Genomic DNA, 25,998 nt, shown 5'->3' with positions numbered 1-25,998 from the left:
CCACCACCGTCGTCCCGGCCTGAGCGGCGTGGTCCTGCGTCTTTATCAGTAAAATGTCATGAGCAGGGCTGGAGCCATCGAGATCGTTCCAGCCAGGCTGGCCATGATCAGTTCTTTACTTTGGTTGTCAGGTTGCAGTCCGGATTTCTCTTCAACGTCAGGCACCAGTTCCCGATTGAACACTGGCATCACCGCCTGATAACTGACCGCTGATTCAATCGGCCAGTAACCCGGCGGTCTGGGACTGGCCTGCTTAATCGATTCAGTTTGAACGACCCAGGTGAATAACTGCATAAATAATATCTTTTTCATGCAGTTTAAATGGGACTGGCCTGCCTGACTTCAAGATATTTATCCTTTGCAGTGAAGCGGATTGTCGATATAGTAGGCGGTTGTGATGAACACCCTGAAATTACAAGGCGATCTGGCCACCGATGTCGATACCGCTGCCCGGCTGTTACAGCAGGGTGAATTGGTGGCTGTACCCACGGAAACCGTTTATGGACTGGCTGCCAACGCTGCTGACCCCGAAGCTGTGAATGGTATTTTTGTCGCCAAAGGCCGGCCGGCTGATCATCCGCTGATTGTCCACCTGCCATCTGTTGATCAATTGCCACAGTGGGCCATTGACATTCCAGAAACCGCCAGACAACTGGCCCAAGCCTTTTGGCCCGGACCATTGACTTTGTTATTGCACAAGCATCCCGATGTCAGCCCGGTGATCACTGGTGGTTTGGACACCATTGGCCTGCGGGTACCGGCCCATCCCGTGTTGCTGGATTTGCTGCACACCGCCGGTATTGGTGTTGCTGCACCCTCGGCCAACCCGTATAAAAAACTCAGTCCCACGACCGCCATTCAGGTCTTTGAAACCCTGCAGGGTAAAATCGCTGCGGTGCTCGATGGCGGCCCCTGCGAGGTGGGTATCGAATCCACCATTGTTGACCTGACCGGTGTTCAGGTGCAGGTGCTGCGACCAGGTCCCATCTCTGCCCGGCAAATCGCCGACGTGCTGCAACAAACGGTCGCCACCCCTGAACAACACCAGGTGGTGGTGCCTGGTAACGTCGAAGAACATTACCAACCCGGCAAGCCGCTACAACTGTTCAGCAGTGTACACATGGAGCAGGCCCTGCAGCTCAGGCCAGACGGCATCGCCTGCGTGGTTCACAGCCCTGAGTACAGCGACTCACTGCGACCCGGAGACATCATGTTGTCTGCCGATCCCGAGGGTTATGCACAAGCCTTGTATCAAACCCTCTACCAACTGGATCAGGGACCGGCTGAGGAAATCTGGCTGGAATTGCCACCAATGACTGATGCCTGGCAGGCCGTGAATGACCGTTTGTTGCGGGCGGGGAAGGTGGTTGGTGACCGAGGATGAATCAGTAGGGTTTATTCGCTGTCCTTAAGATTTGATTATTTTAATCCTGATACCATGCCGGAGCCTTGCCTTTGATGCCAGCGAACAGAAACACCCAGCCGATATACCCACTGAAGCCGTTGAGTGGCAGCAATATAAAGTTGTATTCAGTGATGGCCACATAGCCAGAAAGCATAAACAAACACACAGCAAGTAGCCCAAACAGAAACAGGACTGATCTCGCTGGATAGGAATAGGTTCTGTTTAGGTTTTCCGCGCTCATGAGTGGTTATTTCACCACCTTCATGGCCACGGCCGGAGACTTATCTGGTGGTGTAAGGTCAGGATTGTCAGGTAAATGTTCACTCCATATGACAAACCTGTTGATGGAGATTCGTTCATTCAAGGTTTCGATTTGCTGATTCAATGCATCTAACACAGTGAAGGCTTCGTCAGTGATCAGGTGTTGCTCCAGCAATTCTCTGACATCACCAGGCTGTTGATGGGCCAGGTGCATGCACACTGACCTGGTGAAAGCAAGGAAATCTGAACTGCGTTCAGGTATGGAGGTTTCAACCGCAAATTCGGCCATGACGCCAATCTGGTGGCGGTGATTATACGTTTGGATGAAGCGTTTGGTTTCCATACCGATGTAAGTAAATTTGTATCACATGTCTTTGATCTTAACACAGCCTGGATAATAACTGCCCTTGGTCAAGGCAGATTGGCCATTTGTTGGCGACTACTTATCATCTCCAAAAACATTTCTGTCATTGAACCAGGATGGTGCCTGACCTTTATATGCGGTGTACAGCAGCAGATAGGACAAAAATCCAGAGCCTACCAAGGCCATCGAGAAAGACCCATCACCCATAAGCCAGTGGTGGCCTTCTGTGATGAAACCCCATAAAAACACAAAGCCAAACAGGGCAAAAAATAAGCAGGTAAACCAATGGTATTGATGCTTTTCTTTGGGTTGTTTTTTCATCGTTGTTCCTTTTTCCTGGTTATAGAATCATCTGATGACCTCGGTTCGTGAAGTCAAAAGTTAACTGTTTTTGTGCTTTGTCTTATCTGACTCAAAGGCTTCAGCATCTTGCAAAAAGTCACAACCACATTCCCGACAGGCGTCGTCAACGGTTCTGTATGTCAGATCCAGGTTCAACCAGCCCGGTTTGTGCTTACGCGCTGACTTTACAATCGATGCCTTGCATCGTGGGCAAGTGATCAGCATTTCCTGATACAACAAGGAAGCGAAAAAAACGAGCACACACAGCATGATCTCTGAGGAATATCCGGATGGGTTGATGTGCAGTAAGGCAAACATCACCATCCAGGCAATGAAGCCCACCAGTTTTCCGATCCTGATGTCTGCTTTGAGTTCTTGCTGTATGGTCATAATACCTCAATCCTTTTCAAATCACCATGTAATTACAGTAGCAAATACCTGTGTTGAATTGAAGTGACAAGAGTCATGGCTGCTGAGTATCTTCGAAGTGTTGTATGAAAAAAAGCCCTGAGCAATTCATGCTTCAGGGCCCTTCCAGTTTCACTGTTTCAATGCTCAATCAGAACACATAAATGAAGCCAATGCCCACCTCAGCTTCATAGTCACTGCGGGCAATCGGGCTGTCTTTGATGTCACTGCCGTAATGCTCATACACCGCTTCAGCATAGATCTGCCAGTGTTCATTCACATAGTGTCTGTAGTTGTAGTTGATGCCGATGGACCGGTAACCACCATCCAGTTCTGTCTCCGCCAGGCCAGAAGCCAATGCCTGTTCGGCAGTGATGCCGAATTCGCGGTTGGCATAATCGTCATCATGGAAGGTGATGCCCATCCCGAGTTCTGAGCCGCTGCCATCGTTCTGAGCGCCAAATCGCATACCACCACCAAGCAGCAGGAAGTTGCCTTCATCGCCAGCCAACAACCGGCCATCAAACCAATAGCGCCAATCATCAGTCAGTGACTTGCGAACTTCGAACACCAGTTCCGTGCTTTCATCGGTGTCGCCCAGGCCATCCAAGCGCCCGTCGTCTGAGTCGTTTTCTTCACGGCCCTCTTCAAATGCCAAAGTGGCCTGCAGCAACCAGGTGTCATTCCTCAGGCCACGCCAACCAATGGCTTCGCCGGCAAAGAAAAACAGGTTGTCCCCGGTTCGGTACTGAATGCCACCTGCCAGATCAGGTTCGACCTCGAATTCATCAGAGCCTTCATATGCGGTTTCATATTCAACGCCCAAACCCAAGCCAAAACCCCAACCATCACCATCGGTGAAATCATTGAGTGAAGGTAAAGGCACCAAGACGTCTCTGTCTGATTGTGCCAATGCACATTGACAGAAGCAGGCGATTAACAACACAGCCCATAGATGTTTAATTCTGTTCATCAGAAAATCTCCTAAAATATTTTGATCATTATTGGCTTCAACAAGTGAAAATCCTGTTCATTTTATGAACATGAATGTTCACACAATGATCATCTCATGAAGATTTGTGGACGCATTAAAGATCTGTTTTATTTGCGTTGGGTAGAGCTAGCTGTGCACTGTCAGTGTTGTAGGTTGGGCTGAAACTGGTGAAGCCCAACTTGATGGTGTTGGGGTGAGTGATGAGGTTTGTTTAGAATGGTGCCCGGGGCCGGACTCGAACCGGCACAGTGTTTCCACCGGGGGATTTTAAGTCCCCTGCGTCTACCAATTTCGCCACCCGGGCCCTTTTGATGCCTTATACTTCGATAGGCTCTCAAATGCTGCGTCAGTTGTCATTCGAGCACAGGTGTGCACTCATGACGCCTTCCTTGCCTTTGATAACCTCTCTGTGTATAAGGCTATCAAAAGATCCTTTATTGCTGTTGGTAGTCAGCAATTTATTTTACTCAAGCACAGGTGTGCATTCGTAAGTTGTCTCCTTGCTTTTGACAACCTCACTGTGAAAGAGGCTATCAAAAATCCTTTTTTCAGGTTGCTAAACTTACTTTGAAATAGCCTAGCAAAAAATACCTTTTTAGATGATCTTCTGTTTGATAACCTCTCTGTGTATAAGGCCATCAAAAGATCCTTTTTTGCTGCTGGTAGTCAGCAATTTATGATGAGGTTGCAAATGAAGGCAATCACATCAATCACCCATCAAATTTTTCAGCTCATAACTGGCAAGATAAGCTGAAACTCAGGTTGTGTTTGTTCAACACAACAGGCCTGATAACCTGGGGTGGGGAAGGTGATCAGGGTTGAAAATGGAGGCTGAACCCGGAATCGAACCGGGGTACACGGATTTGCAATCCGCTGCATCACCACTCTGCCATCCAGCCATTTTCAAGGCGAACCATTTTCGCTGTATACAGATTTTAAATCAAGTGCAAACTTTATCAATTTGCACAAAAAAGGGCTGATAAATCAGCCCTTCAGAATCTGGAGCGGGAAACGAGGTTCGAACTCGCGACCCCAACCTTGGCAAGGTTGTGCTCTACCACTGAGCTATTCCCGCTTAGAGGTGGCACATTTTATCGTTAATGCGCCTGTTGTCAAATAATTTTTAAGCAAAAAGTGAAATTTATTCCTTCATCATTGGCCAGGCGGCCCGCAGATAGACATACATGGAATACAGCGTGAGGCCGGCGGCCACATACAACAGCACCAATCCGATCTGATAGACCGGGATGAACCATAAATCAGCTTCATACAGCAAAAAGCCAATGGCCATCATCTGGAACACGGTTTTGACCTTACCCACCATGGCTACATTGACCGCGCTGCGTTCACCCAATTCTGCCATCCATTCACGCAACGCCGATATGGTGATCTCGCGGCCAATGATCACCGCTGTGGCGATCATCATCAGGATGGTTGGGTGGTCTTGCAGCAAGATGACCAATGCGGTGGTTACGGTGAGCTTGTCAGCTACCGGGTCCAGAAAAGCACCAAATTTGGAGAATGTCTTGTGCTTGCGGGCAAAATAGCCATCAAGAAAGTCTGTGATGCTGGCGGCTACAAACACCCAACAAGCCATGAATCTGGACCATTCGAATGGCAGGTAGAAGAACAATATCATCACAGGGATGAGGGCCACCCGGATCAGGGTCAGGATGTTCGGTAAATGTTTGGTCATGTGCATCAACGCTGAATTTTGTCTTATTTTAGCAACCCTGCGTGCTGGTGTTGTAACATTTTATGAATAATGTGATCAGCCGCTGGAAATCGATGTCAGGTATTTTGACGTATTTTCAACCATCTGTGATTTTCAAGACGTCTAAACCCCATGAATAAGCAAAACATCTACATTGAATGGCTGGTGCTCAAGGCTCAGACAGATGAGCCACAAGTCATCAACGAGTTGCTGGAACTGATCAGGCATAAGCTGTTGGCTTATGCCAGGCGGTTGTTACCCGAACGGGCAGATGCTGATGATTGTGTGCAGGATGCTTTGTGGGTGATCGCTAATAAGATCCACCAGCTGAAGGAGCCGAAGGCTTTTCATGGCTGGATATACCGCATCGTTCATTCCCGCTGTCAGGATTTGTGGCGTAAACAGCGTCCCACTGATCCCTTGCCAGATGAGACCATCGATCAGGGTGAATCAGCCAGCCGCACAGAAATGGCAATGGACCTCAGTCAGGCCATCAGCTGTTTATCGGTCAAAGAAGCGTCGGTGGTGCACTTATTCTATTTTGAGGGATTCACAGTGGTTGAAATTGGCCACATCCTTGAGACGCCCGCGGGCACCGTGAAATCTTTATTGTTTCAGGCCCGCGGTCACATTAAATCATGGTTAACCCAGGAGTCAGATTCATGAACATCGATCAACAAATCAAACAGGCTTTACAGGAAGAGTACCAGGAAATTGTCGAACAAAACCGACAAACCGATGCCAATCCATTCAAGCAAATGCGCGCCGGCTTCAAAACCGGCATGAAATGGGTGTATGCACAGGTGATTTTTTACAGTGTGTTGTTTTTTGGCATCAGTATGTACGGCATCTACCGTTTCTATCATGAACAGGACCCCAAGTCATTGCTGGGTTGGGGCATTGTCATCATTGTGTTCACTTTACTGACGCAGTTCGCCAAGTCATGGTATTGGTCTGAATTGGGCCGTAACAGGGTGATCAGGGAAGTGAAGCTGCTGGAGTTACAGGTGGCTCACCTGACCGAAAAGCTGGATCAGCGCAATTAAACAATCAGTGGTCCTGACAAGATGAAACAAACCCCGTCAGGATCACTGGTGTTATGCACACTGATGTCAGCCTGGTGGAAGTCGGCGATCAGTTTGACCAGAAACAGTCCCAATCCCAGGTGTGGCTGATCTGTTTTCTGGTCCCTGAATGAAGTCAGGGAATCAAACAACACTGGCAGGCGTTCTGCAGCGATGGTGGCACCACTGTTGGTGACACTTAACCGGAAGGTCTGCTGGTCTTCACGGATCCTAACTGCCAGCTTGATGAAGCCGTCCGGGGGGGTGAAGTCGATGGCATTCTGCACCAGTTTGTCTACCAACTGAGCAATCAATTCCGCAGAACCCTGCATCATCACAGGCTGATCAGCCAGTTGTGCCTCCAGGTGTTTGGTGTTCAGTTGATAACCAGCGGCCAGTTCCTGAATCAGTCCGTTCAGATCAAAACGTTCCACTTCGCTGTCGGCGATGGTTTGTTTCATTTTGCTCATGACACTGAGCTGATTGAGGATGAATTTCAGCCGGTGATTGGCCCCCAGTGCACGGTTGACATACTCGTTGTCAGGCTGCTCCATTTGCAGCAGTTCAAGAGAGGTGTGCACGATGCTGATAGGGGTTTTCATTTCATGCGACAGGCGTGATCCAAGTTGTTTCAGGTAAGCGGTGTATTCATCCAATTGAGCCAGCATGGCTGACATACCCCGGGACAGGTCGCCAATTTCATCCCTGGCTTTCGCCGACGGCAATGATTGATGAATCCTGCCTTTGTCATCAAGAACAAACTGCAGTGTTTTATTGAGTCTTCGTATTCGCCAGGCCAGGATCAGAGCATAAACAAAATAACCCAGTAACAAGATCAGGGCGATCAGAAAAATCCAGGTGATGGAGCGAATGAAGGTATTGATTAAGGCCATTTGTGCTTCGTTATGCCGCACCGTCAGTTCGATTGTTCCACCACTGAAAGAGGTGAACACCCGTTGTCCGAAAAAATGACTGCCATCATCCATGTCGGTGTCAAAAGCCAGCTCATAAATGACTTCTGTCAACCAGCTGGATGCAGGGGGACTGGCCACGGTGTTGGTGGTCTGGTAGAAAATCCGCCCCTGGGCATCGGTCAGTGTCAGCTGTCCATCCTCCGGGGTGATCTGCCCTAAAAACGATTGCCAGACGGGTTGTTGTTGAAACAGCGGAGTCAGTTGGATTTGCTCATTGACCAGGTGGCCGAAAGAGACCGATGAATCAGCCGTGGCATGATTAACTGCGGCCAGTCCCAGGCGATCTGCAGGCGGACCTGAGAATCGCATCTCCACCTGGTATCCCACTGCCACCTCATGCCACCAGGCAGTGAATTCCGCGCCGGCCAACTGATTGAAAACCGGCCCTTCTGCTTGTCTGTTCAGGGTGTGTTTCTGGATGCCGCGATCATCCCCCAGGGCAATGATCAGCCGGTCAGAAGGGTTATTGAGATCGATGTACCGACTGTTGTCCAGCACCTCAATCAGCACATGCAATTGTTGTTGATGTTGTCCGGTTTTGAAGCGCATGCGGTGGTTGATGCGATACCAGGGCAAAGCTTCCCATTCATTGCTGCTCCCATCAATCACCACCGGAGCAGTGAGTGGCTCAGCCACCCAGCCCTGTAAGTCTGTCGGCCGGTCACGGTGAAATTGTTCAACGCTGTTAACAATGACTCGGGCTTGTTTGTCGGCGGCAGCCAGCATGTTGGACTGAAAGGTCTGGTTGAGGGCGACAAAGGCCAGCCATACCACCAGGGGGAAACTCAGTGAGAGGAAGGCAATGATGCTGATTTGCCATTTCAGTTTCATGGCTTCCAGCGATAGCCCATACCGTGTACGGTGTCAATCTGATCGAATTCAGGATCGATTTTTTGGAATTTTTTACGGATGCGTTTGATGTGAGAGGTGATGGTGCTGTCATCGACATAAACATTGGCATCTTTCATCAGCTGTTCCCGGGTTTTGACCTGGCCGGGGTACCGTGCCAATGCCTGTACCATCCAGAATTCAGTCACAGTCAGGTCCAGTAACTGTTGCTGCCAGTATAATTGCAGGTTATCCACCAGAATTTTCAGATCACCTTGTTCTATGGGCTGGTCTGCCGGGCTGGATTGTACCGCGGACTGACGTCTGAACAGCCCGGCAACCCTGGCCAGCAGGTGGGGCATGGAAATGTCCTTGCTGAGGTAATCATCCGCGCCAAGACGCAATCCGGAGACCACATCAATTTCGTCATCACGGGCTGTGAGCATCAGAATGGGCAAAGTGGCTGAGCGTGCTCTGAGCAGTTGGCACAGGGCAAAACCGGCATCAGCATCATGTCCCAATCCGACGTCGAGGATCACCAGGTCGGCCATTTGGGCAGAGAAAAACTGTTCGGCTTGTTGTCTTGACCCAAGCCCGGTTACCCGGTAGCCGTGTTTTTCCAGAGTGGCCCGGTAATTGGCCAGCAGATCGGCCTCATCTTCAACGATGATGATGTGTTTTTGCGAATGTGTCATATAAAAGTAAATTAATTTTAACTTTGTTGGTCAAATGAGGGTTCTGACTGCTTTCATTGTATAATGTTCAGTCTTTAATTGAAATCAAAGCGCGTTGGATATTTGACATGAGGAAGTTCCTGAAATTTATGTGGTTCATGACCAAACTGGGTCTGTTTTTTGCGGTCCTTGGGGTGGTGTTGATTTATGCTTTGTACAAGCATTATGAACCAGAACTACCCTCTGTGGAATCAATCAAAGAGTACCGTCTGCAAGTACCTTTGCGGGTTTTTTCAGCTGATGGCAAGTTGATTTCAGTGTTCGGTACCAAACGTCGTATACCGGTGGCCATTGATGACATTCCTTTGCGGGTCAAGCAGGCATATATTGCCGCTGAGGATGCCAGTTTCTATTCACATCCCGGATTTGATATCAAAGGTATATTGCGTGCCGTCTGGCAAATAGTTACCACCGGCGAAAAACAGGGTGGTGGATCCACCATTACCCAGCAGTTGACCCGCAATGTGTTTTTGACCCTCGATCAGACCTGGACCCGCAAAATCAAGGAACTGTTTTTGGCCGTTAAACTGGAACGGACCATCAGTAAAGATGAAATTCTCGAGTTGTACCTGAACAAGATTGCCCTGGGTCACCGTTCTTATGGTGTGGCTGCCGCTGCAGAAGTTTATTACGGCAAAACCCTGGATGAACTGACGCTGGCTGAATCTGCCATGTTGGCCGCTCCACCCAAAGCGCCATCCAGAATCAACCCGGTTACCAACCCGGAGCGGGCCTTACAAAGAAGGAATTATGTATTGGGCCGTATGTTGGACCTGGATTTCATCAACCAGCAGGAGCATGATCAGGCGGTGGCGGAAGAAGATCAGGCTTATGTGCATCAGCCGGTGGTTGAATTGAATGCACCCTGGGTGGCGGAGATGGTACGTACCCGCATGATTGAGCAGTTTGGGGATGATGCCTACACCGATGGGTATGATGTGGTCACCACGGTACACTCAGATAAACAAAGGGCGGCGGAAGCGGCGCTGCAAAAGGGCTTACATGCCTATGACCGACGCCACGGTTACCGGGGTGCTATTCAGCAATATGACCTCAATGGCGATTTTGATCTGGAAAAAATCACTGAAGAACTCAGCGGTTTTCCTCAACCCGGAGGGTTGCAGGCGGCGTTGATCCTTGAAGTCGATGAAGCCGCATCACTGGCCAGATTGGGGGATGGTCAGGACATCGCCCTGAGTTTTGAAACCAGTCAGTGGGCAGTGCCGTATGTGGACAACCACCGGGTGGGTGACAAACCCAAAGACCTCACCGAAATCCTGGAAGTGGGCGATGTGGTGATGGTCAAACGTGGTGACAGTGGGGAATTTGAACTCAGCCAGATTCCTCAGGTTCAAGGGGCATTAACCAGCATGAATCCGGACACCGGTGGTTTGTATGCACTGGTTGGTGGATTTGATTATTACCTGAGCAAATTCAACCGGGCCACCCAAGCGAAAAGACAACCTGGTTCAGGGTTTAAACCCATCGTTTATTCAGGTGCTTTGGAGCATGGACTGAATGCCGCAAGCATCATCAATGATGCCCCAATCGTATTTGAAGATGATCAGTTGGAGCGCACCTGGCGCCCGGAAAACTACAGCGAAAAATTCTTTGGTCCCACTCGTCTGAGGGAGGGCATTGTCAGTTCCCGAAACCTGGTGTCCATACGGGTTTTGCGCCAAATTGGTATTCGCAATGGCCGCAACCACATCCTTAAATTTGGCTTTAATCCAGATGACGTACCCGCTGATTTATCGATTGCGCTGGGCAGTCCCAATGTACCAATCATTGACATGAGCCAGGCATTTTCTGTGTTTGCCAATGGTGGTTATTTGGTTAAACCCTATCTGATTGAAAGCATCACCAATCAAACTGGTGATCCGGTCTATGTTCACCAGGGTGAAGTGGTGTGCCCGGAATGTGATCCGGTGATGTCAGCCACCGGTGATGAGTCAGGTTCCGATGTTGGTCAGTTGGCCGGCGATTTGTCCTGGCAATCGGCTGATGTATTGGCTGAACCAGCGCCTGTGAAACCGGCACCAAGGGTGATTCCTGCTGAAAATCAATTCATCATTGAATCATTCATGCAAGACGTCATCAAACGCGGTACCGGTACCAAAGCGCAGGTGCTTAACCGCAATGACCTGGCCGGTAAGACCGGCACCACCAATGACCAGATGGATGCCTGGTTCAACGGTTATCAGCGGAATGTGGTCACCAATGTTTGGGTGGGTTTCGACACCCCGCAACCCATGGGTAGGGGTGAAGTCGGTGGCCGGGCAGCATTGCCAATCTGGATTGACTACATGGCTGTGGCGCTCAGTGATGAAGCTGAATATTCACGCCCGGTTCCCGCAGGAATTGTCAGTGCACGGGTGGATCGCGAAACCGGCAAATTATTGAAACCCGGACAACCCAATGGCATTCAGGAGTACTTCAAAGTGGGCGAGTTGCCGGAGGAGCAGGCTGGTGAAGACAGTGCCGATTACGATGATTTGTTCTGACCCATGATTCATGAACCCCAGTGTGACACTTCACTCAACAGGCTTTGAATGGTCATTTCTGACTGAATACCTGCTGATCACAGGTGGCTAACTGTGACACAAGTGGTGATTTTAAGCTTCGATGTTACCTATTACGGGGGGCTTTGCTAAAATGAAGTTTCAATTTATTGGCGGTGGCTCATCATGGGAATCAATGAAATCACGGTTTTACTCAATCAGGTCACGTTGGGGGACAAAGAAGTCCTCAATGAGGTGTTCGCCCGTTTGTATGGCGAAATCAGGGCCATAGCCGGATATCAGCTCAAGCAACTCAACCCAGGACAAACCATCACCCCCACAGTGCTGGCCAATGAGTGTTACCTGAAACTCTATCAGGCACAGCACATACCCATAGAAAGCAAACGGCATTTCCTCAATTGTTTGTCCAAAAGCATGCGTTTGTACCTGATTGATGTGTTACGGGCCAAGTCCAGCCAAAAACGCCAGGAATTGGGTATCAGCCATCAGCTCACTGACCTGGTTGGTGCCGAGGATGTGTCACTGAAATTGATTGAGTTGGATAAATGGTTGAATCAGATTGAACAAGTGGATGCGGTTTTGGCTGAAGTGCTGCACCATAAACTGATATTCAATCTCACATTCAGCGAAATGGCCTCGGCCATGGATAAATCCGAGCGTCAGGTGATGCGTCTTTGGAAGCAGGCCAAAGCCTTGTTACTGGCAATGAGCGAAGAAACCAGTGGAGCATAATTATGAATGACATCAACGTGACTCAGTGGAAACAAGCCAACGCGGTTTATCAGCAACTGATGGACCTGACAGTTTCCGCAGCACTGGATAAGCTCAATGGCATGACCGGTCTGGATGACGGCATCAAGAGCATGGTGCTGGCGCTGATCAGTTCAGGAAATCAGTCCAGTCAATACCTGCAACAATGGGCAACACCTGAGCTGACAGCCGGTTCAGATCAGGCTGACTACCAGGCTGACGATCAACTGGGGGACTACCGGCTTGAGGTGGCCCTGGGCGAAGGGGGGATGTCCAGGGTATTTCGCGCGGTTCGGTTGGATGGTGAAAGACAGAAACCAGTGGCCATCAAGGTTTTCAAAAAATCAGTGATGACGCCGGCGCTGATCAGTCGGTTTGCGGTTGAGCAGGACATCCTGGCGGAACTGACACACCCTAACATCATCAATATGCACCACGGGGGCACCAGTGAATCAGGTTCTCCTTACATTGTAATGGACCTGATCGAAGAAGCCAGGGACATTGATGTATATGCTGCTGAACACCAATTGAGCAGGCGACGGAAGTTGGCATTTATCATCACCGCCGGTCAGGCGATTGCCTTTGCTCATCATAATCTGATTGTGCACCGCGATATCAAACCGTCGAATCTGCTGGTCGATCAGCAAGGTCAGTTAAAAGTGGTGGATTTTGGGATTGCCAAACTGATGACCCGCGCTGAAGCGCCGCAAAAAACCACCATCATGGCTCTGACACCGACATTCGCAGCGCCTGAACAAATCAATTCCGGGCAGATTTCAGTGACCACCGATGTGTTCTCACTGGCGGTGGTGGCCTTGCAATTGCTGATTGGTGAATCGCCATTGCCTGCAGACCGGTTGCTGAAATCCTGCGCCGAGGATGAAGAACACGTCAGACAACTGCTTAAATCACGAATTGATGATGCGGACTTACGCAACATCCTGAATCAGGCTTTGCAGCAAGACCCCGAAAAGCGCTACCGCAACATGGATTCATTTGTTCAGGACCTGCAGGCCTGGATGGATAATAAACCAGTCATGGCCAGTCCTGATTCATGGTGGTACCGCAGTAAAAAGTTTGCGCAAAGACGCAGTGCCCTGTTTGCGACGTTGGTTACCCTGGTGGTGATGTCGTTGTTGGGCGTGACATTGCTGGCGCACCAGGTTGAAAAAACCAGGGGTGAAGCGTTGAAGGCCCTTGAGGTGAAAGATTTCATGCTGGGGGTGTTCAGTGTGGTTAATCCGGATCAGTCTCAGGGAGACCGCATCCTGGCCAGGGATTTGCTGGCCCAGGCTGTGGCTGAACTTAAGCAACAGGATTTTTCAGATCAGGCCACCCAGGTTGAATTGCTTTCTTCATTGGGTACAGCCCAGTCGCAATTGGGTTTGTACCCCGCGGCCAAAGACACTTTTGCCGCGGCTTTGAAACTCGATGCCCGGGCCATGAATGCCCGCTTGGGTGAAATTGATGTGCTGCTCACTGAGAATGAATTTGCAGCTGCAGAGAGCCGATTGGCTGAAGTTCGGCCATTGCTTGAGCAACCAGCTCATCAGGCTGAATGGTTGTTGTTACATGCCAAAATGCTGAGTTTCAATGGCGATTATGCTGCAGCACTTGATGAAGCACGGCAGGCCGTCAGTCAGTTTGCTGCTTTGCAATTGCACAAACAAAAATTGCAGGCCAGTCGTCAGGTAGCCAATGTGCTGTTTTTGCAGTCTGAATCCCCCCGCGCCGCAGAATTGTTGCAGCAGGAACTGACCTCCCTGACTCCCTTATTGGGGCCCACCAACACCATGGTGCTGGCTGCACAAAATGATTTGGTGGAATTGTTCAATGATGTGGGTGATTATGACCAGGCCATCAAATACAGTGAATCGCTGATCGATAACATCACAACGGTTTTGGGTGAAGAACACCCCTTTTTGGTGCAGGCTTACATCACCAGAGCGGGCACCAGCCGGGCCACCGGGGCCATTGAAGAAGCGGGTGAATTTGCCAAACGGGCGTTGAACTTATCCCAGACGGTCAACGGTGAAACCCATCAGGCCACGGCACGTGCAATGAATCTGATGGCTGTGATTTCCTATGTCCGTGGCGATCTTGAAAACGCCCTTGAGCGCATGCGGGAAGCCTCCCGCCTGTTTGATCAGGCGATGGGAGCAGACCACCCGGAATCATGGGATGTGAAAACCAACCTGGTCGCGCTGCTGAACATGAACGGACAGTATGATGAGGCCATCAGCACAGTTAAACCATTGTATGAGACCCAGCGGGAAGAATTGGGTGCTTCGCACCGATCAACCATCTATTCGCAAACCATTTTGGCGCGCTTGTATGGTGATGTGGGGCGTCTTGATGAAGCCCGTTTGCTGGGTGAAGATTTGCTGGTCAATGCCATGGCAGATCTGGGGCAAGGGCACCCGTTGACCATAGGAGGACATTTCACCCTGGCCAGGATTTATCAAAAGCAAGGTGAACTGGCTGCCGCCATCCAGTTAATGGAACGGGTGATCAACCATGAATCCTGGCAGGATGACAATGAACGGGTGATCACCGCATACAATTCATTGGCAGACCTGTATCTGGAAGATGCTCAATCAGAGCAGGCCCGTTTATACAAAGACAAAAGCTTGCAGGCAGCCAGAAACTTATTGGGTGAAGAGGCACCCAGAACGGTCGCACAGATGCTGAAATCGATCGCCTTTTATCAGCATGTTGATCAACCAGATCAGGCTGTTCAGTTGATTGACAGGGTTAAGCAATTACTGCTTGAAAATCAACAGTTGCCGGCCTCATTTGCTGAACAATTACAGGCGCTGGAAAAACCACAAGGATGAAGTGATGACATTGATTCTTGCTTCGGGGTCTCGATACCGGCAACAACAATTGACACAGCTGGGTTTGGAATTCATGGCCATTTCGCCAGATGTCGATGAACGGGTTCTGTGTGGTGAAAGTCCAGAGCAATTGGCCACCCGTCTGGCACGCAGCAAGGCCAATGCCATCAAAACCAAACATCCTGAAGCTTTGGTGATAGGTTCAGATCAGGTTTGTGCCTGTGATGGAGAAATCTTTGGCAAGCCGCACACAGTTGAACGGGCTTGTCAGATGTTATTGGGGTTTTCAAACAAAAAGGTGACTTTTTATACCGCCATGTGTGTGGCGACAGCAGATAATCAGTGGCTCGAATACCTGGATCAGACCCGGGTTGATTTTCGACAACTGACGCATGCAGAAGTTGAGCGATATGTGGTCGCTGATCAGCCTTTGGACTGTGCCGGAGGCTTCAAAGTGGAGTGCAAAGGCCTGACCTTGTTCAAGGCAGTACACACCACTGATCCCAGTGCTTTGATGGGCCTGCCGTTGATTCAATTGTGTGAATGGCTGCGACAGGCCGGATTAAACATACCCTGATCAATCTAAGCCATTGGCAAATATCAGGTCAGTACACTCAGCGATCTGAGCCGGATTCACATTGATATAGAAGGCACTGTTTTCAGGCATGTCAGAAATGTCCTGGTTATAGATGGTCCAGCTGTTGCCGGCAAACCACACACCGATGGGGGCATCGTTAAATACGCCCTCGGCCCCACTTTGGGTGACCTGGAGTTCTGCGCAAGCCACGCCATTTATCAATGGGTTGTTGAGGTAGGTAATGTGTCCTGATTTATTGGCTGCTGAGACCCGGTGAATCCAGGCACTTTTACTCGGCGGCTGACTGTGTATGTTGAAATTGGCACCCACCGGAATATTGACCAGGTCAAAATTATTGATCACCCAGCGAGTGCCAAAATAAAACGCACCTATGGGGTGGGGGTTGTAGGTGCCGGTCCAATGCTGGGTGACCTGGACGATGCGGTCTGGCTGATTGTTCAGGCTTGAGTGATCCAGGAGGGTGCTGCTTGAAGCGGCGTCAGTGGCGGTGTGTTCAATGGTGTTTGTGATGTTGCCGAATTGATGCACATTGAATGAAGCGCCTGCAGCGATGTCAGTGATTCCCTGATTGAAAATTCTCCACAATCCGCTGCTGTAATAGATGCCTTCATGGTCATTGTTATAAACCCCTGTTTCGCCGGGTGGGCTGTAATTTGATGTGATGTGTATGTCATCGAGGCTGCTGTTGCCGTTGATGTTGGGATGGTCTAAGTTGCTGATGTGGCTGGAACCGCTGCTGGCTTCATGTGAGAAATACACATCGCCAAACTCATAGGCACCAATGTCGATCAATTGAGCGCCGGGTGAGTCATTCCCTTTTTTAAACCGGTTGGTGCCATCGGCATCCACCAGCGGGGTGCCTCCTAAAGTCAACAAGGCCAGACCTTCGCCAGTTTCAATGGCAGGTGAGTCGGACCGAAGTCTGCCATTGTACAAACCCATGATCAATGGATTGCTGGTGATGTGTGCTGGCCCGGGTACAAAATCAGGATCGACAAAGCTGTTTGCGTGGAACAGGTTGTGGTCATTGGTCATTTGGGTTCCTGCATTCATGTTTACTGGAGTGCCACCGCGGGTGATGAGGTTGTTGTAAAAGTACACCCCGACTGTGGCGCCGGCAGATTCTCTGGCATACAAACCGTCATATACCCCGATCATAGAATTATTCACCACATCGGCATCAATTTCGCCACTTAATCCATTCAGGCGAACTCCTTTGTTCAGTGAGTGATCTGGTAATTGGTAAAATGCATTGTTACCGATGTTCACCGAGCTCGTGCCATTACCGGTGGGGCGTTCAATCAAAATTCCGCCATCAGCGCCACCGGTGATCTCATTCCCGGCGATGTTCAGGTTTGCTGTGGTGTCCGTGTAATTGAATATGCCGATTCCAACGGAGGCGGCACCTTTGGCTGACAGGGTGTTGCCATAGATCCGCCCATCGGTGGTGCCCAACGTGGTGCTGCTGGCAGAACCTGTTCTGATGTTGATGGCCCCCCTGGGTTCACTGGAACTGGTGGACCGTTCATAAGTGATGTGATTATAGTCAATGGTCAGGCTTACATGGTTGTTACTGCTGTTGATCACCCTGATGGCTTCACTTTCAAAATTGTTGTTAAGGATTTGGTTGTGCCGGATAACCAGGTTGACATCGGCCACTGAACCAGAGAAGTGGTGATAAGAGATGCGCCCACTGTTGAAAGTAAGGCCTTCTATTCTGATGGTTCGTTCGGTGTTGGCGGCGGCTGAAATTTCAATGCCATGTCCAATACCAAACTGGGGTTGGTAGCCATTACCGGCCACCAAAGAAACCTGATTAAATACCGTGATGGTTTCAAAAATGAGGTTGTTGGTATTGAGCCGGATGACTTCGCCCTCACTGACGCCATCCACACAGGCCTGTAATGTACCGTTGCAGGGTGCCGGTCCGGCAGGCCAGTCCGTCAATGCCTGGGATGAAATTGCCCAGCAGATAGTGATTAACAAAATTAAGTATTTCATGATGAGCCCGGAAATTTTAAAATGAAGTTATTCACATGATTCGTAACCTTTTCACAAAACATGACATGACGGCCGGTAAATACACAACTGAGAGCAGCGCTTCACAAGCAGTCATCCACTGGGTGATGGCCACCATGGTGTTTGTTGTTATGTGGTGCTTTTCCCAGGAGTATGTGGCAGGCAAACTGAATGAGCGGACCCTTAATGTGCAACAACAAATGGATCGCATCAATCATCACTTCAACTGGCCATTGAGCGGTACCAAAGATTTGGTCGGTGACATTGACAATGACTGGCAACAGGTGACATCGGGTTTTGTCAGTTTACACAGTGAGCCTGTTATGTCACTGGCGTTTGATTCCCGTGATTTTGATCCCACGTTATACCAACAGCTGAGTGTTGATGTGCAGCTCAATGGAGCTGGCGCCAAAGAAGCGACAGTCAGGCTGGAATTTTCGAATCAGGACCAGGGGAAATTCTATTATGCCCCACCGATGAATCTCAGCCAGCTGAAAAACCCATTGCAACTGACCGATTGGCAATGGTTTTTGCTGGATGAGCAGGGTAAAGCCATTGGTAAGCCGTTGCAATGGACTGGTCTTGGGGGGCTCAATGGCTTGGTGTTGCGGTTTTACCTGTCTGCAGAGTCAACGGTAGAAGTTCGCGGGGTGTCCTTACCGCAATACCAGCCACGCCAATGGCTGATGCCCAAAGTGATCAATTGTCAGGATGCATATAAAGACTGGCTCAGTTGCGCAGTGACCAATCGAATGAATCATCTGGATGAACAACACAACAATGGAATCAGTCATCAGTTCATGACTTTTTCTGTGTTCAACACGGTGTCTCCCATGCTGTGGCTGGCTGTCGGTTGGTTAGTGATGTTGTTTCTGATATGGCAGGTCAATCCACAGGCTCCCCTGGTGGTCTGGGTTCTGGTCAGTTCGGTGTTTGTGCTGATTTTTGTGTTACACCAGGTGATCACACTCACATTGGCCGCCCACTTACGCACGGCCGTGATGGGGTTGTCATTGGTGCTGTTGCTGGTTTATGCCGGACGTATCTGGCGTGTCGAAAAGGCCGGTTGGCCCCTTTGGTTGATGATAATTTTGGTGTTTTTGGCTGTCGTCTATGGCTTGTCCTTGCCGCTGTCTTTTGTGCAACAGTTGCCAGCTTACTTTTTATGGGCATTGATACAACAAACGCTGCTGGGTCCGGTATTCAGCGATGAATTGAAAACCCATTTAAAAACCTCTGACCTGACCACAGCCTGGTTGGTGGCGGTTTTGTTTGCCATCATTCACGCACCCAATCATTCCCTGATGCTGGCCACATTGCTCGGTGGCTTTATTTGGTCATGGAGCTGGCTGGTATACCGAAATATATATTTGAATGCCTTTTCTCATGCGCTTTTGGCTTTGTTGTTCTATGAGGTCAGCCCTGAAGCCTGGCTGGGTTCAGCCCGCATAGGATTATTCTTTTAACTGCTGAGCCATTTGTGCAATGCGCTTGCCCTGGGCGAGGCAAAGTTGTTTTTCATTCTGGTCTAAGCTTCGGTTCGATTCAAAATCAGCCCAATGGGTCGCACCGTATGGAGAGCCGCCTGACTGGGTATACAACAAGGATTTTTCTGAATAGGGCAGACCAACAATCACCATCCCAAAATGCAACAGCGGGATCATCATGTTGATCAATGTTGTTTCCTGGCCGCCGTGTAATGAGGATGCGGTGCAAAACACCCCGGCAGGTTTACCTTCCATGTCACCTGAAAACCACAGGTTGCCTGTGGTATCAATGAATTTCTTCAGTGGGGAGGCCATGTTGCCAAAGTAACTTGGACTGCCAATAATCAGTGCATCTGCGTCTTTCATGTCTTGTTCTGTGACCAGTGCTTCAGTTGGTTTTTCCGCACCTGGAAGGTCAGACTCGACTGTCCTCAGCATGGCTTCACAGCCCTCAACTGAGCCCACACCTCTGGCCATCAGTCGGGCCATTTTTTGGGTGTTGCCCCGTTTTGAATAATACAATACCAGAACTTTTGTCATGACAGCAAGGCCAGCACGTTTTCTGGAGGGCGGCCAATAACTGCCTGATTGCCGTTGGAGACAATCGGGCGTTCGAGTACCCTGGGGTGCTGGTGCATCAGCTCAAGCAGTTCTGAATCACTCAGTTTCAGGTCAGCCAATCCAGCTTCACGGTATTCTGCTTCTCCGGTGCGCAGAATTGACCGCAAAGGTAAATCAAGGGCCTGTACCAGTTCAGCAAGGGTGGTGACTGATGGTGGGTTTTCGAGGTATTTGATGATTTGCATATCGGCACCGTGATCGTTCAGTAGTTGCAATGTGGCTCTTGACTTGGAGCACCTTGGGTTGTGATATATGGTGTATTGAGGCATGTTCTGGTGGGTTTTTTTAAATCAAAGTTGGCTATTGTACGTTATAATGCGGGGCTTGTCATGCCAGTGTGAAACATGGAAAAACATCGTCAAACAGTCATTCAGATTGAACAAATATTGCAACAATGGGGGGCTGTGCATGTCGAAGTCACAGACAACAGTCATTTGCATGTGGGACATGCCGGCGCCAAGTCCGGGGGTGGCCACTTCGCGGTCAAAGTCGCAGCCAGTGAATTCAAAGACAAAACCCGTATTCAACGGCACCGGATGGTGTATCAGGCCCTGACAGCGTTGTTTGAAAATGGGGCCATTCATGCCCTGGAAGTAGAGGCAGTAACAGAAGAGGAATTATGAAAAACACATTGATACTTATGGTTGTGCTGTTAACCACAGCCTGTCAGCAAAACAACTTAATCACTGACGAATCGACTGTGCTGGCTCAGGTCGGTGAAGTCAATATCACCGAGCAAATGGTGCAGGCCTATCTGCTCAATAATGCAGTCAGAAGTCCCACCGAAGAGCAGCAGACCGAGGCGCTTGATGCATTGATCAAACAACAGGCTCTGGTAAACCTGGCCAACAAAGCTGGATTGCAGTTAGCCCCGGTGCAGCAACAGTCAATTGACTTGCTCAAAGACCAGGCCCTGGCTCAGTTAATGGTTCAGGACCACCTGAAAAATAACCCGGTGAGTGATGCCGATGTCAAAGCTGAATATGATCGGGTTACCAGTGAATTAAAAGGTGTGGAATATCATGTCCGTCACCTGTTGTTTCAGGATGAGTCGCAGGCCATTGCTGCACTGGATGAAATCAAAGCGGGCACCAGTTACCTGATCGCAGAGCAACAGTATTTGCAACAGGTGGGCCAGGCCAGGAATGTCGGAGACATTGGTTGGGTAAACATCAAGCAGGTACCAGAAGCCTTTCATCAGCCACTGGAAACTTTGTCAGCAGGACAGTTGTATGAACAGGTGATCATCAGCCGATATGGTGCACATGTGTTGTATTTGCAGGACAAGAGACAGGCGCAACCGCCTGCATATGATACCGTCAAAGCTGGCATCAGAAAAAGTCTGGAACAAAAAGTGGTAGAACGCTTTAAGCAACTGTCTCAGGTCAAAGCCAAAGCAGTGATTATCAAAGACAAAAACTAACTGCGTATCGGGTTCGGACATAAAAAAGGCCTCAATTGAGGCCTTTTTTATGTCTCACAATATGGTTGGCTGATCAATTCAGGTCCATAAAACTGCGTAACTGTTCTGAGCGACTTGGGTGGCGCAGTTTACGCAAGGCTTTTGCTTCAATCTGTCTGATTCGTTCCCGCGTCACATCAAATTGTTTGCCGACCTCTTCCAGGGTGTGATCGGTATTCATGTCAATTCCAAACCGCATACGTAAAACCTTGGCTTCTCTGGGAGTCAACCCGGAAAGCAGGTTGGTAACGGTGTTGGTCAGACCATTTGCAGTGGTTGATTCCAGTGGTGACAGGATGTTGCCATCTTCAATGAAATCACCCAGGCTTGAATCTTCATCATCACCAATCGGGGTTTCCATGGAAATTGGTTGTTTGGCGATCTTGATGACTTTCCTGACTTTACCAACAGGCATTTCCATGATTTCGGCAATTTCTTCCGGGGTAGCTTCACGGCCTTTTTCTTGCAGTAATTGTCTGGAAACCCGGTTGAGCTTATTGATGGTTTCGATCATGTGCACCGGAATCCGAATGGTTCTGGCCTGATCTGCGATGCTGCGGGTGATCGCTTGTCTGATCCACCAGGTGGCATAAGTTGAGAACTTATAACCCCGACGGTATTCAAATTTTTCTACGGCTTTCATTAAGCCGATGTTGCCTTCCTGAATGAGGTCCAAGAACTGCAGACCCCGATTGGTGTATTTTTTAGCGATCGAAATAACCAGTCTGAGGTTTGCCTCAATCATTTCTTTCTTGGCACGCCTCGATTTGGCTTCATTAACGGTGATGTTACGGTTGATGGCTTTGATTTCAGGAATCAGTAACGAATATGCTTTCTCAATGCGGGTCAGTTTGTTCTGCAGCCCAATGATTTCATCTTTGTAAATTTCCAGCATGGTCACGGAATCGCCGCCTTCTTTGATGCGGTCATCAACCCAGTTGAGATCAGTTTCCTTGTTCATGAAAGAGCGGATGAATTTTTGTCGGGACAATTTACATTGGCTGACCGCAATATCGAGAATTTTGCGTTCTATTTTGCGAATGGAATCCTGCACTTGCTTCACATCAAAAATGATGTCCTGCATGGTGATGGGAGAGAATTTGAATTCCACCAAAATGTCAGCAATTTGGCGCATGAAGTTTTTCTGATTGGTTTCACCCAGGCCATTTTTCTCAACAGAGGCGCTGAATTTTGCAAACAGTTTTTCCACCGCTTTGATGCGTTTGGTGACTTCGTCAAAGTCAAGTCCCTGTTCAACAACTTCTTCTTCCTCGTCTTCATCTTCGTCTACCGGATCGGTGGGTTTTTTGACTTTTGGTATGACCGCTTCGGTATGCGGGTCATAAATATCAGTGATGAACTGTTCAATCTTCAGGTCTTCATTCAATACATCCTGAAAATACTCCAGGATGGTTTTGATGGTTTGTGGAAACATGAAGGAGGACTCCATGATCAGATGATCACAGCGTTCGATGCGTTGGGCAATGGCAATTTCATCTTTGCGTTCTAGCAGTTCTACAGAACCCATCTCACGCATGTACATACGCACCGGATCTGTGGTCCGGCCGATACTGGGATCCACAGCGGAAAGCACAGCAACGGCTTCTTCTGTAGCGGTGTCATCATCTTCTTTGGCTGTTGAGTCATTCAGAATGATGCTGTCTTCATCTGGTGCCTCTTCCAGGACCTGGATGCCCATGTCGTTGATCATCTGAATGATGTCTTCCACTGAATCTGTTTCAATGATGTCATCAGGCAGGTGGTCGTTCACTTCTGCATAGGTCAGGTATCCTTGCTCTTTTCCCTTCAGGATCAAGAGTTTAATTTGAGATGTTTGTTTTTCTGTTGCCATAGGTTCAAGTTCTATTCATTTCTTTGGTGCAGCAATTGCACCAGTGCTTGTTTTTCTTCGCTACTGAGACCTTCCTGTAGCTGTTTTTCCCGCAAACGGGCTATTTTAACCTGATTGATTTGCTTGTTGAGGAAATTCATCAGGTCTTCAAATTCCAGGTTTTGCTGTTCGGCATTCAGATGGTCATACATGTTCATCAAAAATCCCAAAAACTGATTGTAATCAGTGTGTCTGAAGTGTTCCAACATTGCCGCTGATTTGATGTGGGGGTTAGCGCGGTGAATTTCAACGATTCTATCAATTATTTCAACACCTTTAAACGATAAAATGTGTAAGTTGAGGTCATCTGGTATTTTTTCGCACAGTGCCGGGTTATTCAACAGCAGGCTGATCATTTTTCGATTGGGGTTGTCATTCAGAAATTGTTGTTTCTGTGGACTGACCGCCGGCGGTTTTTTGCCCCTCAATGGCACGCCCGATTGTTCGGCAATGCGTTGTTCCATCATGCTTTTAAAGGTGCCTTTGGGCAGTTGGTCAATCACGGGTCTGGCTTTGTCGTATAACTGAGCTTTGCCATCCAAACTGCGGGTGTTGATGCCTTTGCTGATCACTTGCAGTAAGAATTCAGACAATGGTGTGGCCTGAGTGACCAGGTTTTTGAACGATTCAGCTCCCTGGTTCATGACATATGTATCCGGATCCTCACCACTGGGCAGGAACAGAAATTCAATGATGGTGTGATCCAGATACAGTGGTAGTGCGGTCATCAGGGCTTTTTCTGCAGCCTGGCGTCCGGCATTGTCACCATCAAAACAAAACACAATACGGTCCCATATTTTAAACAACTGAGCGATGTGGTGGCTGGATGTGGCGGTTCCCAGGGTGGCCACCGCATTGGCGATACCGTGTTGATGTAAGGCGATCACATCCATGTATCCTTCCACCACCAGAATGTGGTCATCCTGACTGTGTTTGCGGGCCAGGTGGAGGCCGTACAGTTCGTGGCTTTTATGGAACAGGTCAGTTTCCGGAGAATTCAGGTATTTGGGTTTTTGATCGGCCTCAATGGCCCGTCCGCCAAAGGCGATGACCCGCCCGCGTTTATCGTGGATGGGAAACATCAGGCGGTTTCTGAATTTGTCGTAAATCCGCCCCCGGTCATTGGCGGTGGTCAGGCCGGTTTTTTTCAACAGTTCGTGTTCATTCTGTGGAAAGCGTTTCATCAGGCCGTCCCACTCATTGCGCGCATATCCCAACTGAAAACGCTGACAAATGTCACCGGAAATGCCGCGGTTTTTGAGGTATTCGATGACGTTTTCTGCGGCTTTGAGCTGGTGCTGAAAAACCCGGGTGGCTTTTTCGGTGACCGCATAGAGATTTTGTCTCGCCTTCTGTGGTGCTGAGCCGGCCACCTGTGGCACGTCCACGCCGGCAAGTGATGCCAGATCTTTCACCGCATCCACAAAATCAAGGCCTTCAAATTCCATCAAAAAGCCAATGGCGCTGCCATTCTTGCCACAGCCAAAACAATGGTAGAACTGCTTTTGTTGACTGACGGTGAATGAAGGGGTGTTTTCAGAATGAAAGGGGCACAGCCCCGAATAGTCTTTGCCGGCTTTTTTCAGTGACACACGGGCGCCAACCACATCAACAATGTCGATGCGATCCAGCAAATTGTCAATGAAATCATTGGGAATGGATGCCACAGTCAGCCGGAAGACTCAAACTGTACAAGTTTACAACAGGGGCAGGTTAAGATAAAGCGGCCTTAACCAATTGGCTGACTTGACCCATGTCAGCCTGTCCGGCCACTTTGGTTTTGACACCGGCCATCACCTGACCCATGTCTTTCATGCCCGCTGCACCGGTTTCAGCAATCACAGCGGCGATCACTGCATTGACTTCATCAGCAGACAATTGCTCGGGCAGGTATTGCTCGAGCACAGTGATTTCAGTCAGTTCTTTTTCCTGCAGGTCCTGACGATCAGCCTGGGCGTATTGATCAGCCGCGTCTTTGCGTTGCTTGATCATTTTACTGACCACTGCCAGTATATCGGCATCATCCAATTCACGGCGTTCATCGACTTCCACTTGTTTAATGGCGGCCGTCAGCATGCGAGTGGTGCCAAGGGTTTCTTTGTCTTTGGCCTTCATCGCAGTTTTGATGTCATTCAATATCTGAGCTTTGAGCGTCATGATAAGATCCTTGCTGAATGTGTTTTGAATATGTCAGGTCGACAGAAAGAAATGTATCAATACATTCTTCTTGGAATACCTTCCTTGGCGACGCGTCTTTGCAGGCGCTTAACCGCAGCAGCTTTCTTGCGCTTTCTTTCCTGGGTTGGTTTCTCGTAGTATTGACGTTTACGTGATTCGGCTAAGATACCCGCTTTTTCGCAGGCGCGTTTGAAACGTCGCAATGCGAAATCAAACGGTTCGTTGTCTCTGACTTTTACACTTGGCATCAGTATGTGCTCTCCAATATGTACGCCACATGGCGTTGTTTTGTGTTTTTAGACAGCCAATAAGCTGCCCTGAAAAAGACCGCGTATTTTAATGGTTTTACCAGTAATTGCAAAGATAAAATGAACTTTTTTTGGGCTGTTGTACACCGTTGATGTGTGGGTCTTCGGTAAAACCGCTGAAAGCGTGAATGAATGGCCTGACCCTTGCTCATAGGCTTTATGTGTTGTTAAAAACCAGCTTCTCTTGTTCTGCCCTGCTGACAAGCTCTGTTTACAGGCTGGATTCACTCGCTTTCA

The 25,998-nt window shown here is 49.1% G+C and carries 26 protein-coding genes and 3 tRNA genes; 10 read left to right on the top strand and 19 right to left on the bottom strand.

Annotation, left to right across the window (positions count from 1 at the left end; all coding sequences use genetic code 11):
• Positions 1-45: 45 nt before the first annotated feature.
• Positions 46-294 carry a hypothetical protein gene (locus tag B0475_RS07500; protein WP_077411185.1) on the bottom strand — a complete coding sequence of 83 codons (249 nt, stop codon included), beginning with the start codon at positions 292-294 and terminating at the stop codon, positions 46-48.
• 103 nt (positions 295-397) lie between these two features.
• Between B0475_RS07500 and B0475_RS07495 the strand changes: the two genes are divergently transcribed.
• On the top strand, positions 398-1,384 hold the full coding sequence (locus B0475_RS07495; protein ID WP_077411184.1) for an L-threonylcarbamoyladenylate synthase: 987 nt from the start codon (positions 398-400) through the stop codon (positions 1,382-1,384).
• Between the two features lie 40 nt (positions 1,385-1,424).
• On the opposite strand, the gene B0475_RS17630 is transcribed toward B0475_RS07495, so the two are convergent.
• The 9 genes from B0475_RS17630 to pgsA form a co-directional block, all read right to left on the bottom strand.
• Positions 1,425-1,646, bottom strand: coding sequence for a hypothetical protein (locus tag B0475_RS17630; RefSeq protein ID WP_157892779.1), 222 nt, complete (start codon positions 1,644-1,646; stop codon positions 1,425-1,427).
• A gap of 6 nt (positions 1,647-1,652) precedes the next feature.
• Positions 1,653-2,009 carry a hypothetical protein gene (locus B0475_RS07490; RefSeq protein ID WP_077411183.1) on the bottom strand — a complete coding sequence of 119 codons (357 nt, stop codon included), beginning with the start codon at positions 2,007-2,009 and terminating at the stop codon, positions 1,653-1,655.
• A 96-nt stretch (positions 2,010-2,105) separates the two neighbouring features.
• Entirely contained in the window at positions 2,106-2,351 is a 246-nt protein-coding gene (locus B0475_RS07485; protein WP_077411182.1) for a hypothetical protein, read from the bottom strand.
• Positions 2,352-2,411: 60 nt separating this feature from the next.
• Complete coding sequence (locus tag B0475_RS07480; protein ID WP_077411181.1) at positions 2,412-2,762, bottom strand: hypothetical protein; 351 nt, start codon at positions 2,760-2,762, stop codon at positions 2,412-2,414.
• 169 nt (positions 2,763-2,931) lie between these two features.
• Positions 2,932-3,753 (bottom strand): MipA/OmpV family protein, encoded by an 822-nt coding sequence (locus B0475_RS07475; protein WP_077411180.1) that lies wholly within the window; start codon positions 3,751-3,753, stop codon positions 2,932-2,934.
• 238 nt (positions 3,754-3,991) lie between these two features.
• A tRNA-Leu gene (locus B0475_RS07470) sits at positions 3,992-4,078 on the bottom strand.
• A gap of 521 nt (positions 4,079-4,599) precedes the next feature.
• A tRNA-Cys gene (locus B0475_RS07465) sits at positions 4,600-4,673 on the bottom strand.
• A 101-nt stretch (positions 4,674-4,774) separates the two neighbouring features.
• A tRNA-Gly gene (locus B0475_RS07460) sits at positions 4,775-4,849 on the bottom strand.
• Between the two features lie 66 nt (positions 4,850-4,915).
• Positions 4,916-5,470 carry a CDP-diacylglycerol--glycerol-3-phosphate 3-phosphatidyltransferase gene (gene pgsA / locus B0475_RS07455; protein ID WP_077411179.1) on the bottom strand — a complete coding sequence of 185 codons (555 nt, stop codon included), beginning with the start codon at positions 5,468-5,470 and terminating at the stop codon, positions 4,916-4,918.
• Between the two features lie 150 nt (positions 5,471-5,620).
• Here pgsA and B0475_RS07450 point away from each other — a divergent pair, with 150 nt between their 5' ends.
• Both B0475_RS07450 and B0475_RS07445 read left to right on the top strand, forming a co-directional pair.
• Positions 5,621-6,154 (top strand): RNA polymerase sigma factor, encoded by a 534-nt coding sequence (locus B0475_RS07450; protein ID WP_077411178.1) that lies wholly within the window; start codon positions 5,621-5,623, stop codon positions 6,152-6,154.
• Positions 6,151-6,534 carry a DUF6768 family protein gene (locus B0475_RS07445; RefSeq protein WP_077411177.1) on the top strand — a complete coding sequence of 128 codons (384 nt, stop codon included), beginning with the start codon at positions 6,151-6,153 and terminating at the stop codon, positions 6,532-6,534. Before B0475_RS07450 ends, B0475_RS07445 begins: the two co-directional genes overlap by 4 nt.
• On the opposite strand, the gene B0475_RS07440 is transcribed toward B0475_RS07445, so the two are convergent.
• Both B0475_RS07440 and pdsR read right to left on the bottom strand, forming a co-directional pair.
• A complete protein-coding gene (locus tag B0475_RS07440) occupies positions 6,531-8,357 on the bottom strand; it encodes an ATP-binding protein (RefSeq protein WP_077411176.1) in 1,827 nt (608 codons plus the stop codon). The two genes, B0475_RS07445 and B0475_RS07440, sit on opposite strands and share 4 nt — an antisense overlap.
• Positions 8,354-9,049, bottom strand: coding sequence for a proteobacterial dedicated sortase system response regulator (gene pdsR, locus B0475_RS07435; protein ID WP_077411175.1), 696 nt, complete (start codon positions 9,047-9,049; stop codon positions 8,354-8,356). The genes B0475_RS07440 and pdsR overlap by 4 nt, the downstream gene beginning before the upstream one ends.
• Positions 9,050-9,186: 137 nt before the next feature.
• Between pdsR and B0475_RS07430 the strand changes: the two genes are divergently transcribed.
• The 4 genes from B0475_RS07430 (at position 9,187) to B0475_RS07415 (ending at position 15,774) form a co-directional block, all read left to right on the top strand.
• Positions 9,187-11,592 carry a penicillin-binding protein 1A gene (locus tag B0475_RS07430; RefSeq protein ID WP_157892777.1) on the top strand — a complete coding sequence of 802 codons (2,406 nt, stop codon included), beginning with the start codon at positions 9,187-9,189 and terminating at the stop codon, positions 11,590-11,592.
• 183 nt (positions 11,593-11,775) lie between these two features.
• On the top strand, positions 11,776-12,342 hold the full coding sequence (locus B0475_RS07425; RefSeq protein ID WP_077411173.1) for an ECF-type sigma factor: 567 nt from the start codon (positions 11,776-11,778) through the stop codon (positions 12,340-12,342).
• Between the two features lie 2 nt (positions 12,343-12,344).
• Entirely contained in the window at positions 12,345-15,197 is a 2,853-nt protein-coding gene (locus B0475_RS07420; RefSeq protein WP_077411172.1) for a serine/threonine-protein kinase, read from the top strand.
• Between the two features lie 4 nt (positions 15,198-15,201).
• Positions 15,202-15,774 carry a Maf family protein gene (locus B0475_RS07415; protein ID WP_077411294.1) on the top strand — a complete coding sequence of 191 codons (573 nt, stop codon included), beginning with the start codon at positions 15,202-15,204 and terminating at the stop codon, positions 15,772-15,774.
• Here the strand turns inward: B0475_RS07415 and B0475_RS07410 are convergent, their stop codons facing one another.
• Positions 15,775-17,796 carry a DUF7452 domain-containing protein gene (locus B0475_RS07410; RefSeq protein ID WP_077411171.1) on the bottom strand — a complete coding sequence of 674 codons (2,022 nt, stop codon included), beginning with the start codon at positions 17,794-17,796 and terminating at the stop codon, positions 15,775-15,777.
• Between the two features lie 35 nt (positions 17,797-17,831).
• Between B0475_RS07410 and B0475_RS07405 the strand changes: the two genes are divergently transcribed.
• Complete coding sequence (locus B0475_RS07405; RefSeq protein ID WP_157892776.1) at positions 17,832-19,280, top strand: CPBP family intramembrane glutamic endopeptidase; 1,449 nt, start codon at positions 17,832-17,834, stop codon at positions 19,278-19,280.
• On the opposite strand, the gene wrbA is transcribed toward B0475_RS07405, so the two are convergent.
• Complete coding sequence (gene wrbA / locus B0475_RS07400) at positions 19,269-19,841, bottom strand: NAD(P)H:quinone oxidoreductase (protein ID WP_077411169.1); 573 nt, start codon at positions 19,839-19,841, stop codon at positions 19,269-19,271. The two genes, B0475_RS07405 and wrbA, sit on opposite strands and share 12 nt — an antisense overlap.
• A complete protein-coding gene (gene arsC / locus B0475_RS07395; protein ID WP_077411168.1) occupies positions 19,838-20,191 on the bottom strand; it encodes an arsenate reductase (glutaredoxin) in 354 nt (117 codons plus the stop codon). Before arsC ends, wrbA begins: the two co-directional genes overlap by 4 nt.
• A 75-nt stretch (positions 20,192-20,266) precedes the next feature.
• Between arsC and B0475_RS07390 the strand changes: the two genes are divergently transcribed.
• Positions 20,267-20,545 (top strand): BolA family protein, encoded by a 279-nt coding sequence (locus tag B0475_RS07390; RefSeq protein ID WP_077411167.1) that lies wholly within the window; start codon positions 20,267-20,269, stop codon positions 20,543-20,545.
• Positions 20,542-21,345: a peptidylprolyl isomerase gene (locus tag B0475_RS07385; RefSeq protein ID WP_077411166.1), complete on the top strand. Its 804-nt coding sequence runs from the start codon at positions 20,542-20,544 to the stop codon at positions 21,343-21,345. Before B0475_RS07390 ends, B0475_RS07385 begins: the two co-directional genes overlap by 4 nt.
• 73 nt (positions 21,346-21,418) lie before the next feature.
• On the opposite strand, the gene rpoD is transcribed toward B0475_RS07385, so the two are convergent.
• The 4 genes from rpoD to rpsU are packed head-to-tail and all read right to left on the bottom strand — an operon-like array spanning position 21,419 to position 25,701.
• Entirely contained in the window at positions 21,419-23,236 is a 1,818-nt protein-coding gene (gene rpoD / locus B0475_RS07380; protein ID WP_077411165.1) for an RNA polymerase sigma factor RpoD, read from the bottom strand.
• Between the two features lie 11 nt (positions 23,237-23,247).
• Positions 23,248-24,942 (bottom strand): DNA primase, encoded by a 1,695-nt coding sequence (dnaG, locus tag B0475_RS07375; protein WP_157892775.1) that lies wholly within the window; start codon positions 24,940-24,942, stop codon positions 23,248-23,250.
• A gap of 46 nt (positions 24,943-24,988) precedes the next feature.
• Entirely contained in the window at positions 24,989-25,432 is a 444-nt protein-coding gene (locus tag B0475_RS07370) for a GatB/YqeY domain-containing protein (RefSeq protein WP_077411163.1), read from the bottom strand.
• A gap of 56 nt (positions 25,433-25,488) precedes the next feature.
• Positions 25,489-25,701 carry a 30S ribosomal protein S21 gene (gene rpsU, locus B0475_RS07365; RefSeq protein WP_077411162.1) on the bottom strand — a complete coding sequence of 71 codons (213 nt, stop codon included), beginning with the start codon at positions 25,699-25,701 and terminating at the stop codon, positions 25,489-25,491.
• Positions 25,702-25,998 lie beyond the last annotated feature (297 nt).

The organism is Marinicella sediminis (genome assembly GCF_002000055.1).
Lineage (GTDB): Bacteria > Pseudomonadota > Gammaproteobacteria > Xanthomonadales > Marinicellaceae > Marinicella > Marinicella sediminis.
Note: the sequence above shows the minus strand (reverse complement) of the source record. Positions and strands in the feature narration are given on the sequence as shown.

Bases quoted from the DNA above. Each gene is read 5' to 3' on its own strand.
- B0475_RS07480 (WP_077411181.1), bottom strand. From the start codon at position 2,762: ATGACCATACAGCAAGAACTCAAAGCAGACATCAGGATCGGAAAACTG.
- B0475_RS07440 (WP_077411176.1), bottom strand. From the start codon at position 8,357: ATGAAACTGAAATGGCAAATCAGCATCATTGCCTTCCTCTCACTGAGT.
- B0475_RS07430 (WP_157892777.1), top strand. From the start codon at position 9,187: ATGACCAAACTGGGTCTGTTTTTTGCGGTCCTTGGGGTGGTGTTGATT.
- B0475_RS07490 (WP_077411183.1), bottom strand. From the start codon at position 2,009: ATGGAAACCAAACGCTTCATCCAAACGTATAATCACCGCCACCAGATT.
- B0475_RS07450 (WP_077411178.1), top strand. From the start codon at position 5,621: ATGAATAAGCAAAACATCTACATTGAATGGCTGGTGCTCAAGGCTCAG.
- B0475_RS07425 (WP_077411173.1), top strand. From the start codon at position 11,776: ATGGGAATCAATGAAATCACGGTTTTACTCAATCAGGTCACGTTGGGG.
- rpsU (WP_077411162.1), bottom strand. From the start codon at position 25,701: ATGCCAAGTGTAAAAGTCAGAGACAACGAACCGTTTGATTTCGCATTG.
- B0475_RS07445 (WP_077411177.1), top strand. From the start codon at position 6,151: ATGAACATCGATCAACAAATCAAACAGGCTTTACAGGAAGAGTACCAG.
- B0475_RS17630 (WP_157892779.1), bottom strand. From the start codon at position 1,646: ATGAGCGCGGAAAACCTAAACAGAACCTATTCCTATCCAGCGAGATCA.
- B0475_RS07370 (WP_077411163.1), bottom strand. From the start codon at position 25,432: ATGACGCTCAAAGCTCAGATATTGAATGACATCAAAACTGCGATGAAG.
- pdsR (WP_077411175.1), bottom strand. From the start codon at position 9,049: ATGACACATTCGCAAAAACACATCATCATCGTTGAAGATGAGGCCGAT.
- B0475_RS07500 (WP_077411185.1), bottom strand. From the start codon at position 294: ATGCAGTTATTCACCTGGGTCGTTCAAACTGAATCGATTAAGCAGGCC.
- B0475_RS07475 (WP_077411180.1), bottom strand. From the start codon at position 3,753: ATGAACAGAATTAAACATCTATGGGCTGTGTTGTTAATCGCCTGCTTC.
- B0475_RS07420 (WP_077411172.1), top strand. From the start codon at position 12,345: ATGAATGACATCAACGTGACTCAGTGGAAACAAGCCAACGCGGTTTAT.
- wrbA (WP_077411169.1), bottom strand. From the start codon at position 19,841: ATGACAAAAGTTCTGGTATTGTATTATTCAAAACGGGGCAACACCCAA.
- B0475_RS07385 (WP_077411166.1), top strand. From the start codon at position 20,542: ATGAAAAACACATTGATACTTATGGTTGTGCTGTTAACCACAGCCTGT.
- B0475_RS07415 (WP_077411294.1), top strand. From the start codon at position 15,202: ATGACATTGATTCTTGCTTCGGGGTCTCGATACCGGCAACAACAATTG.
- B0475_RS07410 (WP_077411171.1), bottom strand. From the start codon at position 17,796: ATGAAATACTTAATTTTGTTAATCACTATCTGCTGGGCAATTTCATCC.
- rpoD (WP_077411165.1), bottom strand. From the start codon at position 23,236: ATGGCAACAGAAAAACAAACATCTCAAATTAAACTCTTGATCCTGAAG.
- B0475_RS07495 (WP_077411184.1), top strand. From the start codon at position 398: ATGAACACCCTGAAATTACAAGGCGATCTGGCCACCGATGTCGATACC.
- B0475_RS07390 (WP_077411167.1), top strand. From the start codon at position 20,267: ATGGAAAAACATCGTCAAACAGTCATTCAGATTGAACAAATATTGCAA.
- B0475_RS07405 (WP_157892776.1), top strand. From the start codon at position 17,832: ATGATTCGTAACCTTTTCACAAAACATGACATGACGGCCGGTAAATAC.
- pgsA (WP_077411179.1), bottom strand. From the start codon at position 5,470: ATGACCAAACATTTACCGAACATCCTGACCCTGATCCGGGTGGCCCTC.
- arsC (WP_077411168.1), bottom strand. From the start codon at position 20,191: ATGCCTCAATACACCATATATCACAACCCAAGGTGCTCCAAGTCAAGA.
- B0475_RS07485 (WP_077411182.1), bottom strand. From the start codon at position 2,351: ATGAAAAAACAACCCAAAGAAAAGCATCAATACCATTGGTTTACCTGC.